At 45.6% G+C, this 15,366-nt stretch carries 10 protein-coding genes; 1 reads left to right on the forward strand and 9 read right to left on the reverse strand.

Translation table 11 applies throughout. The features are described 5' to 3' along the window. Window positions 1–128: 128 nt before the first annotated feature. From B9Y77_RS12625 to B9Y77_RS12640, 4 genes are all read right to left on the reverse strand, one after another. Complete coding sequence (locus tag B9Y77_RS12625) at window positions 129–1,901, reverse strand: diadenylate cyclase (protein ID WP_085491890.1); 1,773 nt, start codon at window positions 1,899–1,901, stop codon at window positions 129–131. A gap of 275 nt (window positions 1,902–2,176) precedes the next feature. Then, window positions 2,177–3,709, reverse strand: coding sequence for a hypothetical protein (locus B9Y77_RS12630; RefSeq protein ID WP_085491891.1), 1,533 nt, complete (start codon window positions 3,707–3,709; stop codon window positions 2,177–2,179). Between the two features lie 758 nt (window positions 3,710–4,467). Next, window positions 4,468–4,746: a type II toxin-antitoxin system YafQ family toxin gene (locus B9Y77_RS12635; RefSeq protein WP_176221772.1), complete on the reverse strand. Its 279-nt coding sequence runs from the start codon at window positions 4,744–4,746 to the stop codon at window positions 4,468–4,470. Continuing rightward, entirely contained in the window at window positions 4,746–5,090 is a 345-nt protein-coding gene (locus B9Y77_RS12640; RefSeq protein ID WP_217807243.1) for a type II toxin-antitoxin system RelB/DinJ family antitoxin, read from the reverse strand. Before B9Y77_RS12640 ends, B9Y77_RS12635 begins: the two co-directional genes overlap by 1 nt. A 405-nt stretch (window positions 5,091–5,495) precedes the next feature. Here B9Y77_RS12640 and B9Y77_RS12645 point away from each other — a divergent pair, with 405 nt between their 5' ends. Then, window positions 5,496–8,036 (forward strand): DNA gyrase/topoisomerase IV subunit A, encoded by a 2,541-nt coding sequence (locus B9Y77_RS12645; RefSeq protein WP_085491893.1) that lies wholly within the window; start codon window positions 5,496–5,498, stop codon window positions 8,034–8,036. Between the two features lie 195 nt (window positions 8,037–8,231). Here the strand turns inward: B9Y77_RS12645 and ftsE are convergent, their stop codons facing one another. Genes ftsE through B9Y77_RS16060 form a run of 5 tightly spaced genes read right to left on the reverse strand, consistent with a single transcriptional unit; the run spans window position 8,232 to window position 15,325 of the window. Further along, the gene (ftsE, locus tag B9Y77_RS12650; protein WP_085491894.1) at window positions 8,232–8,921 is read right to left on the reverse strand and encodes a cell division ATP-binding protein FtsE; all 690 of its coding nucleotides are present in this window, start codon (window positions 8,919–8,921) and stop codon (window positions 8,232–8,234) included. Between the two features lies 1 nt (window position 8,922). Next, window positions 8,923–10,206 carry a peptidylprolyl isomerase gene (locus B9Y77_RS12655; RefSeq protein WP_073425046.1) on the reverse strand — a complete coding sequence of 428 codons (1,284 nt, stop codon included), beginning with the start codon at window positions 10,204–10,206 and terminating at the stop codon, window positions 8,923–8,925. Then, window positions 10,206–11,009, reverse strand: coding sequence for a hypothetical protein (locus tag B9Y77_RS12660; protein WP_244536614.1), 804 nt, complete (start codon window positions 11,007–11,009; stop codon window positions 10,206–10,208). The genes B9Y77_RS12655 and B9Y77_RS12660 overlap by 1 nt, the downstream gene beginning before the upstream one ends. Before the next feature lie 37 nt (window positions 11,010–11,046). Next, complete coding sequence (locus tag B9Y77_RS12665; RefSeq protein ID WP_085491896.1) at window positions 11,047–15,171, reverse strand: DUF3418 domain-containing protein; 4,125 nt, start codon at window positions 15,169–15,171, stop codon at window positions 11,047–11,049. Between the two features lie 13 nt (window positions 15,172–15,184). Beyond that, window positions 15,185–15,325, reverse strand: a complete 141-nt coding sequence (locus tag B9Y77_RS16060; RefSeq protein ID WP_012820363.1) for a hypothetical protein — start codon at window positions 15,323–15,325, stop codon at window positions 15,185–15,187. Between the last annotated feature and the right edge of the window lie 41 nt (window positions 15,326–15,366).

Below are 15,366 nucleotides of genomic sequence, written 5' to 3' on the forward strand. Positions count from 1 at the left end.
TGCAATGAAAGTTGTCTTCTGCAAAACAGTCATTCCCGCGAAAGCGGGAATGACTGTTTAAAAACTTAAAGCCCTCAGCTGTTTAATGCCTAGGGCTCAATTTTTTCTGTCTAAACAAACTGCAAAATTTATTCTAAATAAGATTCATCGAATTTGGGATCCGGTTTCACATCATCACGAGCAATATACAGACGTGTAAAATTATTTTTCTTTATAAAGTCTTCGGATTCATGTCTTTTCTTATTGATCTCATCACATTGATTTTGCGACAGATAAAAACTTAATTCATATAATCGATCCCTAGCCTTATAATACTTATTTAGATCAAATTCGTCATTCAACGGAAAATTTTTATACTCTTCAACCAACCGCACAATATCGTTCTTTTTCAAAATTGGACGCAATTTGGGGATAATATCAACCATTCCATCTTCGGAAATGATAACGACAACAACTTTTTCGTTTCGACTTCTTCTATAATCACAATAACGAACAGAACTATTATATCTAGAACCCCGTTCTGGATTTCCGTTGTCATTTGCAATTCCATCAAGAATCGTTCCTATTGAGTAGCAAATACAATTGGTATCAACAAGAACGGCTCCATCAATAGAAGATAACTTTTTAACGTTATCCGGCGTAAGGGCCATTGGCACTATGGAAATACTTTGATTTTTCAAACGTTTGGCTTCGTCCATTGCATGGTCACTTACAACTAAAATTCCTCCTTTATGTTCAAGAACTAATGTATTTATGCAATGATACAATTCAGACAATTTTTTCTCTGATAAATCATTGAATATTCTCTTTGTTCTTGAATTAAATTCTTCTTGTGAAAAAACAGCCTTAGGCAAATAAGGATTTCCGTATTTTGACAGCAAAAGTTTTTTTCTATCGTGTATTAATTCCCATTGATAATGTCCAGGAATATTTATTTGGAACAAATCCTCATTTGTAGGAATATATTCGCCTATTAGTCGCCCTATTCCATAAACATTCACCGCATCACATAACAAGCACAAATCATCGTTGGTCAGTTCAAGTAGTTTTCGAATAAGTCTAGGTCTGCGAATGGAGTAACCTTGTTCAAATTCTATTTCTACCCGGATATTGGAATGATTTTTTCGCGCAACAATTATCTTTCCACAAGCATCTGAGGATTCATACTTTAAAGAAGAAATTGTATTTAACGAATCAAAAAGTCCATAACTTTCAGCAACATTATCACCCTTGATGGACACTGCCCCCAAAAAATTATTCCCAGCTTGTTTTATAAGACTACTAATATCAACAGAACTTAAATCCCATCCATTACTATTTCCATCAACAAGACATTTTTGGGCTTCAGAAAAAAACAAAGGAACAGCTGAATCAACTATTGATTTTGAAATTCTAAATCGGCTATATGAAGTTAGATTTAATTTATAAAAGGAATCATATTCCTTTTTATTCAATTGCAGTACAAGGGAAACATTATATTTTTCTATTGGAACCGCAGTAGATACAAATGTCAACACATCCCTATTAATCGCAGATTTTTTTTCAATACATTTTTTTATAGCGTCTCGTAATGCATGTACTTTTATAGCGCGCTGATGCGATTCTTGTAAACCTGGGTGATCATAAAATGTGTAATTTTCTGGAGAGACATGTTGCAGTTGTACCGTAAGGTCGTCAACATCATTAAAATCCTCTTGTTTATAAAAAGTTTCTTCCTGCTGAATACAAACTTTGTCATTATCATTTTTTCCAGGCAACAAAGTCCCAATAATAAAAACCTGCTTAAAAATTCCAGGTAATATTACATTGAAGTAGTTTTCAGCAAAGTGCTTCAAATTGAAATAATAAAGATCCTGATACCCCCACATAAACTGATCTATTGTTCTTTGATCCATACTCATACTAATAATCTCCTTTTATAAATTCTATGCAGAAGGTCTTACTCTGAGATCAAATTTATAAAATATAAAAAAGTTAAAAAAACAATAGAATATATTCGCAAACATAACCCTATTATATCTTTCATAACAGGATTACACAAAAAAACATATATCATAAGTACAACAAAAAAGTTGTCGCTTTTTAAAGCAACAACTTCAACAAAAAAAGTCCAACAAAAACAATATGAACTCATTTTAGCTATAAATTCATAACAACTAACAACAAATAAGCCAAACTATTCCTTAATATAAATAGCCTCTAAACTAGGAAGTATCGTTTCCACTCCAAGTCCATTCTTATACGAAGTAGCTCCATTAGAATAATAGAAGCCCCAAATCGAGCTATTAACAGGAATAGATTTTTTCGACTTAACAAGAACTGGTGCATCATTTTCATTCACGAAATACGCTTCATTTCGACTTTTTAATTTTGAGAAATATAAAACTCCCACAAAGCATTTGCCCTTTGTATCATAAGGATTTTCATTATTAATATAAGACACCAACTTTAGGGACTCCTTTAATTTTTTCACCGATGAAAAACTGCATTTTTGACGAACTGATTTAAAGATAGACTGAGCCTGTTGCATTGAAATGTCATACATAGTAAATAATTGGCATTCTATTGCACTAAAACCATTTTTTCTCCATTTATTAGCCTCTTTAGGGTCTATATAAATGTCCCCAATTATCCAAGCTTCATCTTTTTCAACATTAAAGCCATTCTTTTGCCATTCTGCCGCCTTTTCTGGTTCAATTTTTAAAGATTTCCATTTTACAGCTTCGTTTCGACCAATATTCACATTTCTCCATTTTTTTATTTCATCTAAAGTCATCTGTGAACCAACCCATTCTTTCAGTTCATCAAAGGGAATTCCTGAATTCATACACATAATGGCCAACTCAGTATGTTTCCCAATTTGCATCCACTTTTTAGCTTCTTCGAACTCAACATTTTCATTCAACCATGCTTTTATCTCTTCACATGATTCTGAAATTTCAGACCATTTGAATAAATTTTCATCTGAAACACTACATTTTAACCAATTATTTAAATCGTATTTAAATTTACCACTAGAAAGAAATTTCATCCTATTACTATTCTTCTGCAAATCATCAAATGTAATACCATCAAATTTAAAGTTTTGAGCTTGTATATAGCTATAGCCACCTTTATACCAATCAATCATTTCTTTTGCACTAAATTCCTGTTTATCATTATATCTCATTTTTTTCCTGTCTCTGGTTCCTGCATTCCAACTTATTGCAGAATCCAAAGGAATTTGATTCTTCATAAACAAATCAATTTCTTCACGATTATAATACCCCTGTTTTTTCCACTTAACAATTTCCTTATAAAACTCAAATTGTTCATTTATATTTTCTATTCGTTTCTTCAATTTTGAGGAACCAACCTTTGTTACACTAAGACCATCATAGTAAAGTTTATAAGTCCATTCACCAATTTTATAACCATCTCCAGGACAATAAGAAGGTCCACACGCAGCTACTTTTTTAAAAAATTCTTCTGCAGTAGCTATATAGCTACATGCATTTTGAATATTATTTATTATTACCATTCCTTCTTTTGATTTTTCCGAACTTAAACGAAATGACAACTGTTCACTTTCTTCTTTTATCATTTTACGAGCAGATTCACAATCACCATCCGCAACTAAATCATACGCCTGCATTACAGAATATTCGGAAGCAAAAGAAAAAACAGAAGCAAGAGCAATTAATTCCGTCATCTTGAAGAAAACTGACATATTCCCTCTCCTTAGGTCTTCATAAATTCAGCCAGTACATTTGGCACTTGCTTTATTCCCAAAAGAGATTCAGGCAACAAAAAAGGGCGTGAATCGGGCTCATTGCATTCTGAGGTTCCACTACGACCCTACACTCAATAAGCGCGAACGACCCACGCCCCAATTGGGACGTGAGCGTTTGCCAACTTATCCCCAGTGTTCGTGAATTTAGTGGATTCCAGAATGGAGAATAAGAGCAAATGCTCCAAATGTCAATACGGCATTAAACTTATAAAGCACCTCGTTATATCGTTTCCGATTTAAATATACCTCTATTTTGAGTCAATTTGGGAACTTTCTCTAAAAAACGATCAAAATTCTAAAAAAAACAATGTTTATCCGAGAATGGACAATCCAACTTGGAAGGGCTTGGCTTTTGTGTGGGCCAAAAGGTATCTTTAGAAGAGACACCCAACCGAAGTAACATATGCTTGATATTTGCAAATGCATAAAACCCGACTCAGATGTCAGTTCTAACATTGACGATGTTATGACCTTTAATCTGCTAAAAATCATTCAACTTTCTGAACGAGACGTTCAAGACGGGAAAACTGAATCAGCAACATCGGTATTTCAGGAATTAAGGCAGAAATACAACGTCGCAAGATGATGTTTACAATGTAATTGTATCTCGATTTCCCCAAAAGATATCTATTGCCAAAAGGCGCAGACACAAATGAGGCTGCGTCTTTTTCTTTTTAGGGCGGGTAAGCCGGGCGTTATTTCGAAAACAAATCGGAATGCGATCCCGTCGCCACAAGCGTTAAGGTCAGAATTCCTTGATTTTTTCTGTAGCACAACGACCAATCAGGACGAATATGGAGCTCTCGCGTACCATGAAATTCTCCAACTAATTCATGATCATGATATTTAGCATCCAAAGCCTGATCCGTTCGCAGCAATTCAACTACGTCCTTAAGCTCCTGTAACGGGAGCCCCCTCTTTTGGCAAAGTTTGTACGATTTTTTAAAACGACTAGTCCAAATTACTTCGTATATCATTTGTCAAGATCCGCCCACATTTCGTTCATATCCGTATATCGTTTTGTGTTCGGATCAGCCTCTAGGCGTTCCGCTTCGGCAACAGCCTCGCGTAGACCTTTAGGATATTCCGGATATTTCACTTCAAAGGGCAAACCTCGTTGCAGCACAACTTGGCGCAGGAACATGGATACCGCTTGAGACATGGAAAGGCCTAACCCTTCCAACAATGCTGTCGCCTGATCATTCAAATCAGAATCAATGCGGAAATTTTTTGCCACGGTACTCATACCATCAAATATATATCGTTTGTAAAGCATTTGCAAGTATTTGATGGGTTTTATAGCGATATTATTCTTCATTTTAACTCCTTCCCCGCAGACAAGCTGAAACTGCAGGGCTTAACATTTTGCTCTTTCGAGCACTAAATAAATATAATCTCAAAAATTTTCACTGTCAAGGGAATAAAATTTTTTCAAGTAACATTTTAAAGGCCCCCCTGTCGTAAGACAGGGTGTTTGTGTATTAGGGCGGGTGGGCGGGATAAGCCGGGCGTTGCGGGTGCGGCGTTTGAGCACCCGCTAGAGAGGGTAGCGGAAGACCCGGCTAGATCCTTCGACTACGGCGCAGTGCGCCTTCGCTCAGGATGACACAGCCGGGGCTGAAGCGAGGGGGATACTTCCCCCTCCTATATAAAAAACTGTACATTTTGCCCTAATGAGCACTACAAAATTTTCTGACAGGAAATTTTTACTACATTTCGAGCCATGAATCAAGAAACACCCGATACTACTCTAGGTTTATCTAACGTCAATCACCTAGAACGACTTTATGACGGCTGGTTCCTCGATTACGCCAGCTATGTGATTTTGGACCGTGCGGTCCCATATTTTGAAGATGGCCTGAAGCCTGTTCAGCGCCGTATTTTGCATTCCATGTTCGAAAACCACGACGGACGCTACCAGAAGGTGGCTACGATCGTCGGTCGAACGATGGCCTACCACCCGCATGGCGATGCCTCTATCGGCGATGCACTTGTGGGCCTCGGCCAGAAGAATTTGCTCATCGACACCCAGGGTAACTGGGGCAACCCCTACACGGGCGACCGCGCTGCAGCCCCCCGTTATATCGAAGGCCGCCTCACGCCGTTCGCTGTCGATGTCGTGTTCAACCCCGAAACGACGGAATGGATCCCGAGTTACGATGGCCGTAGTGAAGAACCGGTCACGCTCCCGGTCAAGTTCCCGCTGCTTTTGGCTCAGGGCGTCGATGGTATCGCCGTCGGTCTCTCGACATCCATCCTCCCCCACAACTTCCGCGAACTCTGCGAGGCTAGCATCGCCTGTTTGCGCGGCAAGAAGTTTACGCTTTACCCGGACTTTTTCACGGGCGGCATTATCGACGTCACGGACTACAACGATGGTCAACGCGGGGGCAAGGTCAAGGTCCGCGCGAAGATTGAAAAGGTCGACAACAAGACGCTCGCCATCCGCGAAATTCCGTACGGCACCACGACCGTGAGCTTGATTGAAAGCATTGTCAAGGCAAACGACAAGGGCAAAATCAAAATCAAACACGTGGACGACAACACGAGCCAGGGCGTCGAAATCTTGGTGCACTTGCAGCCGGGGACGGACCCGCAGGTGGCCATCGATGCGCTTTACGCCTTTACGGACTGCGAAAAGTCGCTCTCTCCGTGCACTTGCGTCATTATCGACAAGCACCCGAAATTCGTGGGCGTCTCGGACATCTTGAAGCTCAACACGGAACACACCGTGAAGCTTTTGGAATGGGAACTCGCCAACGAGCTCAAGCACCTCGAAGACAAGTGGCACATGACCACACTCGAAAAAATATTTATCGAGAAGGAAGTCTACGAAGTCATCAAGAAAGCTAAGGACCGTGAACAAATTATCCGTCTCGTTCGCGAAGGCCTCACACCGTACCTCAAGCGTCTGCACCGCCAGACCGTTACGGACGAAGAAATCGGCAAGCTCATTGAAATCCCGATCCGCCGTATAAGCCATTACGACCGCGAAAAGGCCGACCAGCTCTTGAAGGAACTGGAAGAGAGCATTGCAACTTGCAAGTACAACCAGGAACACATTATCGATTACGCCGTGAACCACTTCAAGAACATCTTGAAGAAGTACGGCGAAGGCAAGGAACGCCGCACGCAGATTGCCGAATTCGGTAAGGTGAACGCCGTGCACGTGGCTCTTGCAAACCAGAAGCTTTATGTGAACCGCAAGGAAGGTTTCGTGGGCACGGGCATGAAGAAGGAAGAATACCTCTTCGACGTGTCGGAATACGATGACTTGATCGTATTCAAGGCCGACGGTAGCTTCAAGGTCGTGAAGGTCAGCGACAAGGACTTTGTCGGTAAGGATATTATTCTCGTTGAAAAGTTCAACAAGGACGACGAACGCCATATCTATAACGTCATCCACCAGGATGGCAAGGACGGCTATGCTTACATCAAGCGCTTCAACGTCGGCGGCGTAACTCGCGACAAGGATTACTACATGGGCAAGAACAAGCCCGGTAGCAAGATTCTTTACATGTCGAGCAACATGAACGGCGAAGCCGAAGTCGTTGAAGTCATCTTGAAGCCGCGTCCGCGCATCAAGCTGAACTTTGAAGTGGACTTCAGCGAAGTCGAAGTCAAGGGCCGTGGCGCTCTCGGCAATATCGTTTCGAAGTACCCGGTCAAAACGGTCAAGAGACTCCGCAAGGGCGTTTCGACACTTGGCGCAAGAGTGCTTTACTTCGACGCTCCGAGCGGTATCGTCTCGACACAGAAGAAGGGCGATTGCCTCGGTGAATTTGGTGAAAACGACAAGTTGCTCATCATCAAGCAAGATGGTAGCGCTCGCGTCCACACCATGGCAGACCCGATTCTCGTCGGTTCGAACATCAAGTATCTGCACAAGTACGACCCCGCACAGGTCTTTACGGTGCTCTACTTCGAAGGCTCGAATTTCAACTACATGGTCAAGCGTTTCAACCTCGAAGGCTGCCCCATGACGACGGAATTCAGCGTGGTCTCCGATCACAAGGACACGAAGCTCATCGAGCTCTTCGCTACAGATGACGCACGCGAACTGATGGAATACCAAGTCGGTCGCGAAGTCCAGAAGGAAGAACTCGACTTGACGGAAATTGCGGAAGTCAAGGGCTACAAGGCTCTCGGCAGCAAGTTCACCGCCAAGAAGATCAAGCGCGTGAGCCGCATTTCGCCGGCAGACCCGTTTAGCGACGGAAGCGGTGAAAGCGAAGGTTCTAGCGAAGATCCGAGCTTGTTCTAAGTTCTAGGATTGCCGCGCCCCTTACGGGGCTCGCAATGACGTAATTAATGAGTTATGCCCCGCGGAAGCGGGGCATTTCTTATCCAAGACGAGAATGGTGATCCCGGAACTGAGTCCGGGATGACAATGCAATTAAACAAAGTGTTTATGATGTCATGCCGCACTTGTGCGGCATCGCCTTTTTTAATCGATGTTTTAAAGAATATCTCTGTTAAGCAATTCGCCGTGGCTGAGTTCAAGACGGCGGAATGGGCTGTTCAGATAAAAGTCCGGGTTATGCGTTGCCATGAGGATGGTCGTTCCGCGGGCGTTGATTTCCTTGAAAATGCAGAAGACTTCTTCAGCGTTTTTCGGGTCCAAGTTACCGGTCGGTTCGTCCGCCAAAAGCAGATACGGGTTGTGCACCATCGCACGGGCAATCGCCACACGTTGCTGTTCACCGCCCGAGAGCGTGTAAGGCATAGCAAAGCGCTTTTGGCTAATGCCCACGAGTGCAAGCGCGTCAAAGACAGCCGCATTAATCTTGTTGCTCGGAGTACCCACAATGCGGAGCGCAAGCGCCACATTTTCAAAAACATTGCGGTCCGGCAACAGCTTAAAGTCCTGGAAAATAATTCCCATCTTGCGGCGGAGCGCCTGGATTCTATCGTCCGGAGTGTTCTTGCTATCGTACAAGACGTTGTCCGAGAACTTGACCATCACCTGGCCACCACGTTCTTCGTCCGGGCGTTCATCCATGTAGATGAGTTTCAGCACCGTCGATTTTCCGGCGCCGGAATGCCCCGTCAAGAAAACAAACTCGCCTTTGTTAATACGGAAGGTGACGTTGTTCAACGCCTTCCAGTTGGCTTCGTAAGATTTCGTGACGTGGGTAAAATGGATCATATTATTCCGTCATTCTGATTTCGACGAGAACTTCCTTGCGCCACTTCTGGATGAGCTTCTGGAGCTTTTCATTTTCCAAGTGAGTGGCAGCCATCATTTCAATCTTGCCGTAATCTTCTTCGAGCGTGAGTTCGCGCACCTGGCGGGAATCGTCGAGACGGAACAAGTGATAAGCGCCATCAATAATGACCGGTTCAGAAATTTCACCGACGTTCAAATTGGCAACCGGATCCACATAAGCGGGTTCCATTTCGTTACGCTGGAACCAGCCAAGCAAACCACCCTGGAAGTTGCTGGATTTGTCTTCACTGTACTTCTTTGCTGCCTTGGCAAATTCATCCTTCGTCTTAATATTCTTGCGGAGCGAATCGGCGAGAGCAACGACTGCAGCAGTATCCTTTGCGGTCGGAATCGTGCGCAAGAGAATTTGCGCAGAGCGAACGCCATCTTCCTTACGGCCAAGCACACGGGCAATGTGCCAACCCAAGTCCGTCTTGACCGGAGTCGATGCATAGTGACCATTTTTCAAATGTTCAATAGCCTTTTCGAAAGCCGGGTCCAAAAGACCGCGCTTAAAGTAACCGAGGTCGCCTCCCTTTGCGGCAGAGCTGTCCTGCGAATGGCGCTGAGCCAAAAGTTCAAATTTGATGCCGAAGTTGAGACTATCAATCAAAGATTCAGCCACATGCTTCACAGAATCCACAATCATGGAATCCGGTTTCACAGGAATCTGGATATGGCTTAGCAAAACGCAGTTGAACTGGCGCGGGAGCGAATCCTTGTAATCCTTATAGAACAAATCCACTTCTTTCTTGGTCGGGTGGATCGTGCCCACATGGAGCTGACGCACACGGGAAATTTCCATGTGGTTGCGAATCTGCTTACCGAGCTGTTCGCGATACTGAATCATCGAAAGACCGAGCTGGGCACGTACAGCCTTTTCGAGCGTTGCCATATCAATTTTCTGGCTTGCGGCAATAGACTGAAGGTGCGAAGTCACACGCTGGTCCACTTCGTTTTCCGAAATCACAATCGAATCGCGGTCAATGCGGCTGAGCAAAACCTTTTCTTCAATCATGCGATCCAGCACTGCATCTTTCTGCTGCTGTTCAGTCATATTTGCAGCTTCGGGTGTTTCCTGGAACCTGTAAAGGTTGTTCATGAACTCCGAACGCATAATCGGCTTGCCATCGACAACAGCCGCAATCCCCTCCATCAACACAGGCTCAGCAAAGCAGCCAACAGAGAGGGCAAAAACTAAAGAGGCAATTCGATTACTGATCATTATCTTTCCTTTTCACTAAATACGTTCATCTTCGTAATTATGGGAATTCCCGTTTTCCATTCATCCTTGAGGCGTTTCACAACCGTATTCTGGTGTTCCACCCAAGCATGCATAGAGACATCTTCAATCACTTCATCAAGCGGACGGGCATCAGCGGAGTCCAGGCGGTTTGTCACCACGGCAATCTTAGCGGCGCCATCGCAAACCTTCATCGGAGTAATGCGGCCCACCACAGCACGGCGAATAGACGGAATCATGCACGGGTCCGGAGTCACATCGACACCATCAAATTCTCTCATGCGCTTTACCAAGCGATGGTTAGGCGGAATCGATTCAAACTTGGTATTCTTGAACTCTTTATAATACAGCACCGCAGACTTCCAGTCGGCAAAGGTGAGAATTGCACCCGAGACCGAAGTTTTCCCATTCAAATACAAGTTCTGGTTCTTATGGTAAAAGTCAATCTTTTCGACATCGCTTACAATCATCGTATCGAGATAAGTCTGCATGAAATAATCAGCAACGATTTTGCGCTTTGTGCGTTCAATCATACGGATGAGCACAGAATCTTGCAATGCGCCATTTTTTACCGCCTGCTGATAAACGAGTTCTTCATCAATCCAACGCTGCAAAAAGAGAATGCGCTCGCGGTCGCCCCAGGAATCCCAATCGGGAGCGTACGTGTAAAGCTCCGACTGGTGCAACTTGGAATCGCCCACAGTAACAACGACAGGGTCTTTTGTCTTACAGCCAGCCATCATCGCCAAGCTGAGGACAAGCAATATGCGAATAAGAGATTTCATCGCGACAAATTTAGCAAATTCGAGGTCGAGAGAGTACTTAAAGCCTTCCAAAACGACCTTTCAACCTTGCTAAAGCGTCTTCTTCTACGATATCTTCGGCGTCACCCCCCTTGCGCTTGTACTTGAGGATTTCAAAATCTTCGAGCAAAGCCTTCGCCTGCAAGTAAAGTTCGGCAAATTCCGGGTCATCTGTTGGCGTACGGTCGATTTTTCCGAGGAGTTCACGAGCATTTTTCAGTTCGTGGTCCTTGAGGTAACGAGCCTTGAGGTACGGGCGGAAATACTCGCGGAGGGTATTGGCCGAAAGTTCCGTGTTTTCGCGGGACACGAATTCGCGAGATGCGCTAGAATTGTGAGATGCGCCAAACGGGAGTTCTATGTTGAAAAGTTCAGCAAGAACGCGCAGACGTTCAAACAAAGTAAGTTCTTTTTGGTACGCCGTATGGATCGCAATTATGGTTTTATTTTTTACGGTTGACTTACCGCACCCATTTCGCATATCCACGCTGAAATCTTTAAGCAAATTCCAGTTCTTTACAAAAGCTTCAGCACTGATAAGGCCCGATTCATATGTCGCACGAACGAGCGAGAGGCGGATTTCTTCATCTTCGCTGCGAGTGTTTGCAGCAAGGCTCTTGAAGTCACGAATCTTTTTGCCGCGCGAAAATTCAAGTCCTGTAAAACGCACACAACGAGTCGCATCAAGGCTATCAGCGGCAAGTGATTTCGCCACCCAAATTTTGAGAGCCGTTTCAAAGTTATCCGCAAAAACACCACCCATTTCGAGCAAGTTCAAGCGGTCGGCAATGAGCTGTTTTTTCTCTTCCGTGAGTGAAGTCTTTTGCTGCGCGGGATGCGCCGCAGTTTCGGAACGCGCACCTTCCACACGCTTGCGGAAAGCTTGCCAAAAACGAGATTCATCCGACACCATCAACGCCGACTGCCCAAGACGCCAACCAAAGCGCATCCCTTCAAGCGGGAAGTCAATGCCAAACGTCACCAATGCCGGACGGACCGCCAAGAACATGCGGTAAGAGCCCCATTCAGGCGACACTTCGATTTTGTATGGCTCCGGGAAGCCCGGCTTCGAGACGACCAAATGCAAGCGCAAGTGATTTTCTTTGTCGGGATTCACCGTCGGAACGTCGATGCTTGCGCCGTTTGCACCCAAGCGGATTTCCTTTGTATTCGAAAGGACTTCGTAAAGCAACAGAAGCGGAGCTTTATGCGAGAAGTTATCGAGCGCCGCAAAGAATTCATCATCAATCGCGGTGCGCTTGGCTTCGAGCAATTTCTTGACGCTCTTAGGCATTTCGCGAATCACGGATTCAATCATCCATTCACGCCATTGCTGGATGCTCATCGCAAATTTTGCCGGAGAAATTTCAGTCAGCAAGTCATAAGGCAACGAGAGCGTAATGCCATCGCAATCGCGAGTGGCGTCAAAGACCATTTCACCTGTGACAACGCGCTCACCAATGCGGAAATGTTCGATGGAACCGCCAAGAGTTGGGGCTGGAGCCGCATCCTTAGACTTGACTGGATTCTTCACCCTTTCAGGGTTCAGAATGACATCGCCAGCATTCGTCATCCTGAGCGCAGCGAAGGATCCAGTGCGGAACCCGTCAGCATCACTAGTCCAGGTTGTTCCACTCGTGCCGCCATCCAACTGATCCAACCAATACTTTTCATCAAATTTGAGGAACTGGTCGGTGTGCTCGTAGATGTAGCTTTTGAGCGTCTTGATGGAATTGACGTTACCCGCAATTCGCGTGTAGTAATCCACAAGTGCATCTTCGCTCGGAGCAAGCCCGAACTGTCGTTTGCGCGCTTCGAGAGCATGCAGATTTTCAACGACGCGGTCGTTATGCGTCATAAAATCAAAAGGCCTTGCCACCTCGCCCATCACCACCGCTTCGCGCCAGAAAATCTGGGCGCAGTCTTCGGGATTCACGCGAGCGTAATCCACACGATGGCCACGGCTAATCACAAGCCCTCTAAAGCTCACTTCTTCGACCGCTTCGACAAAGCCACGTTCCTTGTTCCACGTCGGTTCAAACCAGCGGCGAGTACAAAACGGTTCAGCCACTTGCAAAATCCATTCCGGCTTGATTTCGGCAGCTTTCGTGAGGAACGTGCGACTCGTTTCGCGCACTTCGGCACTGAAAAGCCATTCCACGCTCTTGGCGTACAAATCACTACCCGGGAACACATGCGTTTCACGGCCGCTCACCAAGCGGTAACAGCCGTTTTCAATATCGCGATGCGCAATCCCGCCCAAGAATCCAGAGAGGAGCGCAATGTGCAAATTGTCGCGATGGAATGCATCGAACGGACAAACTTTATTTTCAAATTTCACTTCGAGAATGCGGCTGAACTGTTCGTACAAATCCACCCATTCACGCAAGCGCAAAAAGTGCATGCTGTTCTTATCGCAGAACTTGCGGAGTTTGTTCCAAGTTTTGCCGTCCCAGTCCGTGCAGAACGCATTCCACATCGAAACGTAAACGAGGAAGTCGCTCTTGTGACCGCAGAATTTGCGGTGCAGCTGACGGATGCGAGTGCGTTCCGGTTCATCGTTCGGCACCACGCGCGGATCCTGGATGCTAAGAGCCGAGCACACAATAAGCGCCGGCTGCAAAACGCCCAAATCACGAGCACGCAAAAGCACCGCCGAAAGCGACACGTCCATCGGGAGGCGCGTCATATCGCGGCCAAGCTTGGTCACATGACCGCTAGAATTGTCTGCCGTGAGTGCGCCAAGTTCAAACAACGTCTTGTAAGCGCCACGGAACGCTGAATGCGGTGGCGACTGCAAGAACGGGAAGTTTTCGAGTTCCAGCCCGAGACTGCGCAACTGCAAAACGACATTTGCCAAATTGCTACGGCGAATTTCTGGCTCCGTGAATTCATCGCGCTTTTCAAAATTCTCGGGAGAGTAAAGGCGAATGCACACGCCGGGCTTCACGCGCCCCGCGCGTCCAGTGCGCTGCCGCGCGCTGGCCTTCGAAATTTCTTCGACGGGAAGCCCTTGGATTCTCGCCTGCGCATTGTAGCGCGAAATTCGGGCCATACCCGTATCGACAACGTAAGCAATTCCCGGAATCGTAAGAGACGTTTCAGCAATGTTCGTTGCCAAGACCACGCGAGTCTTGCCCGTATGCTTGAAAATGCGGCGTTGCTCGTCAGGGCTCATGCGCCCGTAAAGCGGGAGCACGTCAAAAGTTGCTGCATCTAGTTCGTGCGCAAGTTCGCCCGCCAAATCCTGAATGTCGCGTTCCGTTGGCAAAAAGCAGAGCAAGTGGTCTCGATGGCGCGTTTCCAAATCGAGAATCGCATCGCGCGCTTCTTCAATCAAGCCAGAATCGCCCTTGCCGCTGATGTCGCGGAAATCCTTCGACTCATTTCCCTTCGACAAGCTCAGGGAACTGAAGGTCGGTGAGCCTGCCGAACCGCCGAAATAATATTCCACATCCACGGGGTACGTGCGGCCTTCGGCCTCCATCACGCAGCTGTTGTCATAAAATTCTTCAAAAAGTTTTGCGTCAAGCGTTGCCGATGCAACAATCAACTTGAAATCCGGACGACGAGAAAGTACCGTCTTGAAAATGCCAAGCAAGATATCGATGTTCAACGAGCGTTCGTGCGCTTCGTCAATCATAATCGCATTATACTGCCGGAACAAGCGGTCCTTGCGGAACTCCTGCAACAAGATACCGTCCGTCATCACCTTGATGGGGGCTTCATTTATACCTTGTTCCCAGAAACGAATTTTCGTCGAGACAAGCTCTTCGTCCTTGAGTTCTTCGCGCAAGCGGTCCGCAATGGAAATCGCCGCCAAACGCCGAGGCTCGGTAACGCCAATTTTGAAAGGTCGCACTTCGTGCTCTGAGCACAAGCGTTTGTCATCCTGGAGCCGAGAGGCGATAGGATCCATTATTTTTTGGATTCTATCGGGGCCTTGCCCCTCCAGAATGACAGCGTTATTTTGCTGACTTAGAAACCACTCCAACAAAAACTTCGGTAATTGCGTAGATTTGCCGGAACCGGTATCAGCCTTGACGATGATAACTTGATGTTTTTCTAAAAGCTCAAAAAACTCCTCCCGATGTTCAACAACGGGAAGCTCCGGGTACTCAATTTTCAAGTCGGTTAATTGCATTACGAGATAACAATTACTCTTTAATATGCCCGCACTTATCGCAGGTGAGTTTATAGCTGTTATCGGGGTCTACGACCATCACGCCGTCACATTCCGGCACTTCGCACGGGAGTTCGCCCGGCATCACTTCTCTATAAGTCTTTTTTTCTTCCATAATAACCTGAATATAGAAATTCAAGACCCTGCTCGCCCACG

Origin of the sequence: Fibrobacter sp. UWB13 (assembly GCF_900177805.1) — a bacterium.
GTDB lineage: Bacteria > Fibrobacterota > Fibrobacteria > Fibrobacterales > Fibrobacteraceae > Fibrobacter.

Excerpts from the sequence above, each read along its gene's own strand:
- B9Y77_RS12625 (WP_085491890.1), bottom strand. The coding sequence starts at position 1,901 with ATGAGTATGGATCAAAGAACAATAGATCAGTTTATGTGGGGGTATCAG.
- B9Y77_RS12630 (WP_085491891.1), bottom strand. The coding sequence starts at position 3,709 with ATGTCAGTTTTCTTCAAGATGACGGAATTAATTGCTCTTGCTTCTGTT.
- B9Y77_RS12640 (WP_217807243.1), bottom strand. The coding sequence starts at position 5,090 with ATGAAGAATAATATCGCTATAAAACCCATCAAATACTTGCAAATGCTT.
- B9Y77_RS12645 (WP_085491893.1), top strand. The coding sequence starts at position 5,496 with ATGAATCAAGAAACACCCGATACTACTCTAGGTTTATCTAACGTCAAT.
- ftsE (WP_085491894.1), bottom strand. The coding sequence starts at position 8,921 with ATGATCCATTTTACCCACGTCACGAAATCTTACGAAGCCAACTGGAAG.
- B9Y77_RS12655 (WP_073425046.1), bottom strand. The coding sequence starts at position 10,206 with ATGATCAGTAATCGAATTGCCTCTTTAGTTTTTGCCCTCTCTGTTGGC.
- B9Y77_RS12660 (WP_244536614.1), bottom strand. The coding sequence starts at position 11,009 with ATGAAATCTCTTATTCGCATATTGCTTGTCCTCAGCTTGGCGATGATG.
- B9Y77_RS12665 (WP_085491896.1), bottom strand. The coding sequence starts at position 15,171 with ATGCAATTAACCGACTTGAAAATTGAGTACCCGGAGCTTCCCGTTGTT.
- B9Y77_RS16060 (WP_012820363.1), bottom strand. The coding sequence starts at position 15,325 with ATGGAAGAAAAAAAGACTTATAGAGAAGTGATGCCGGGCGAACTCCCG.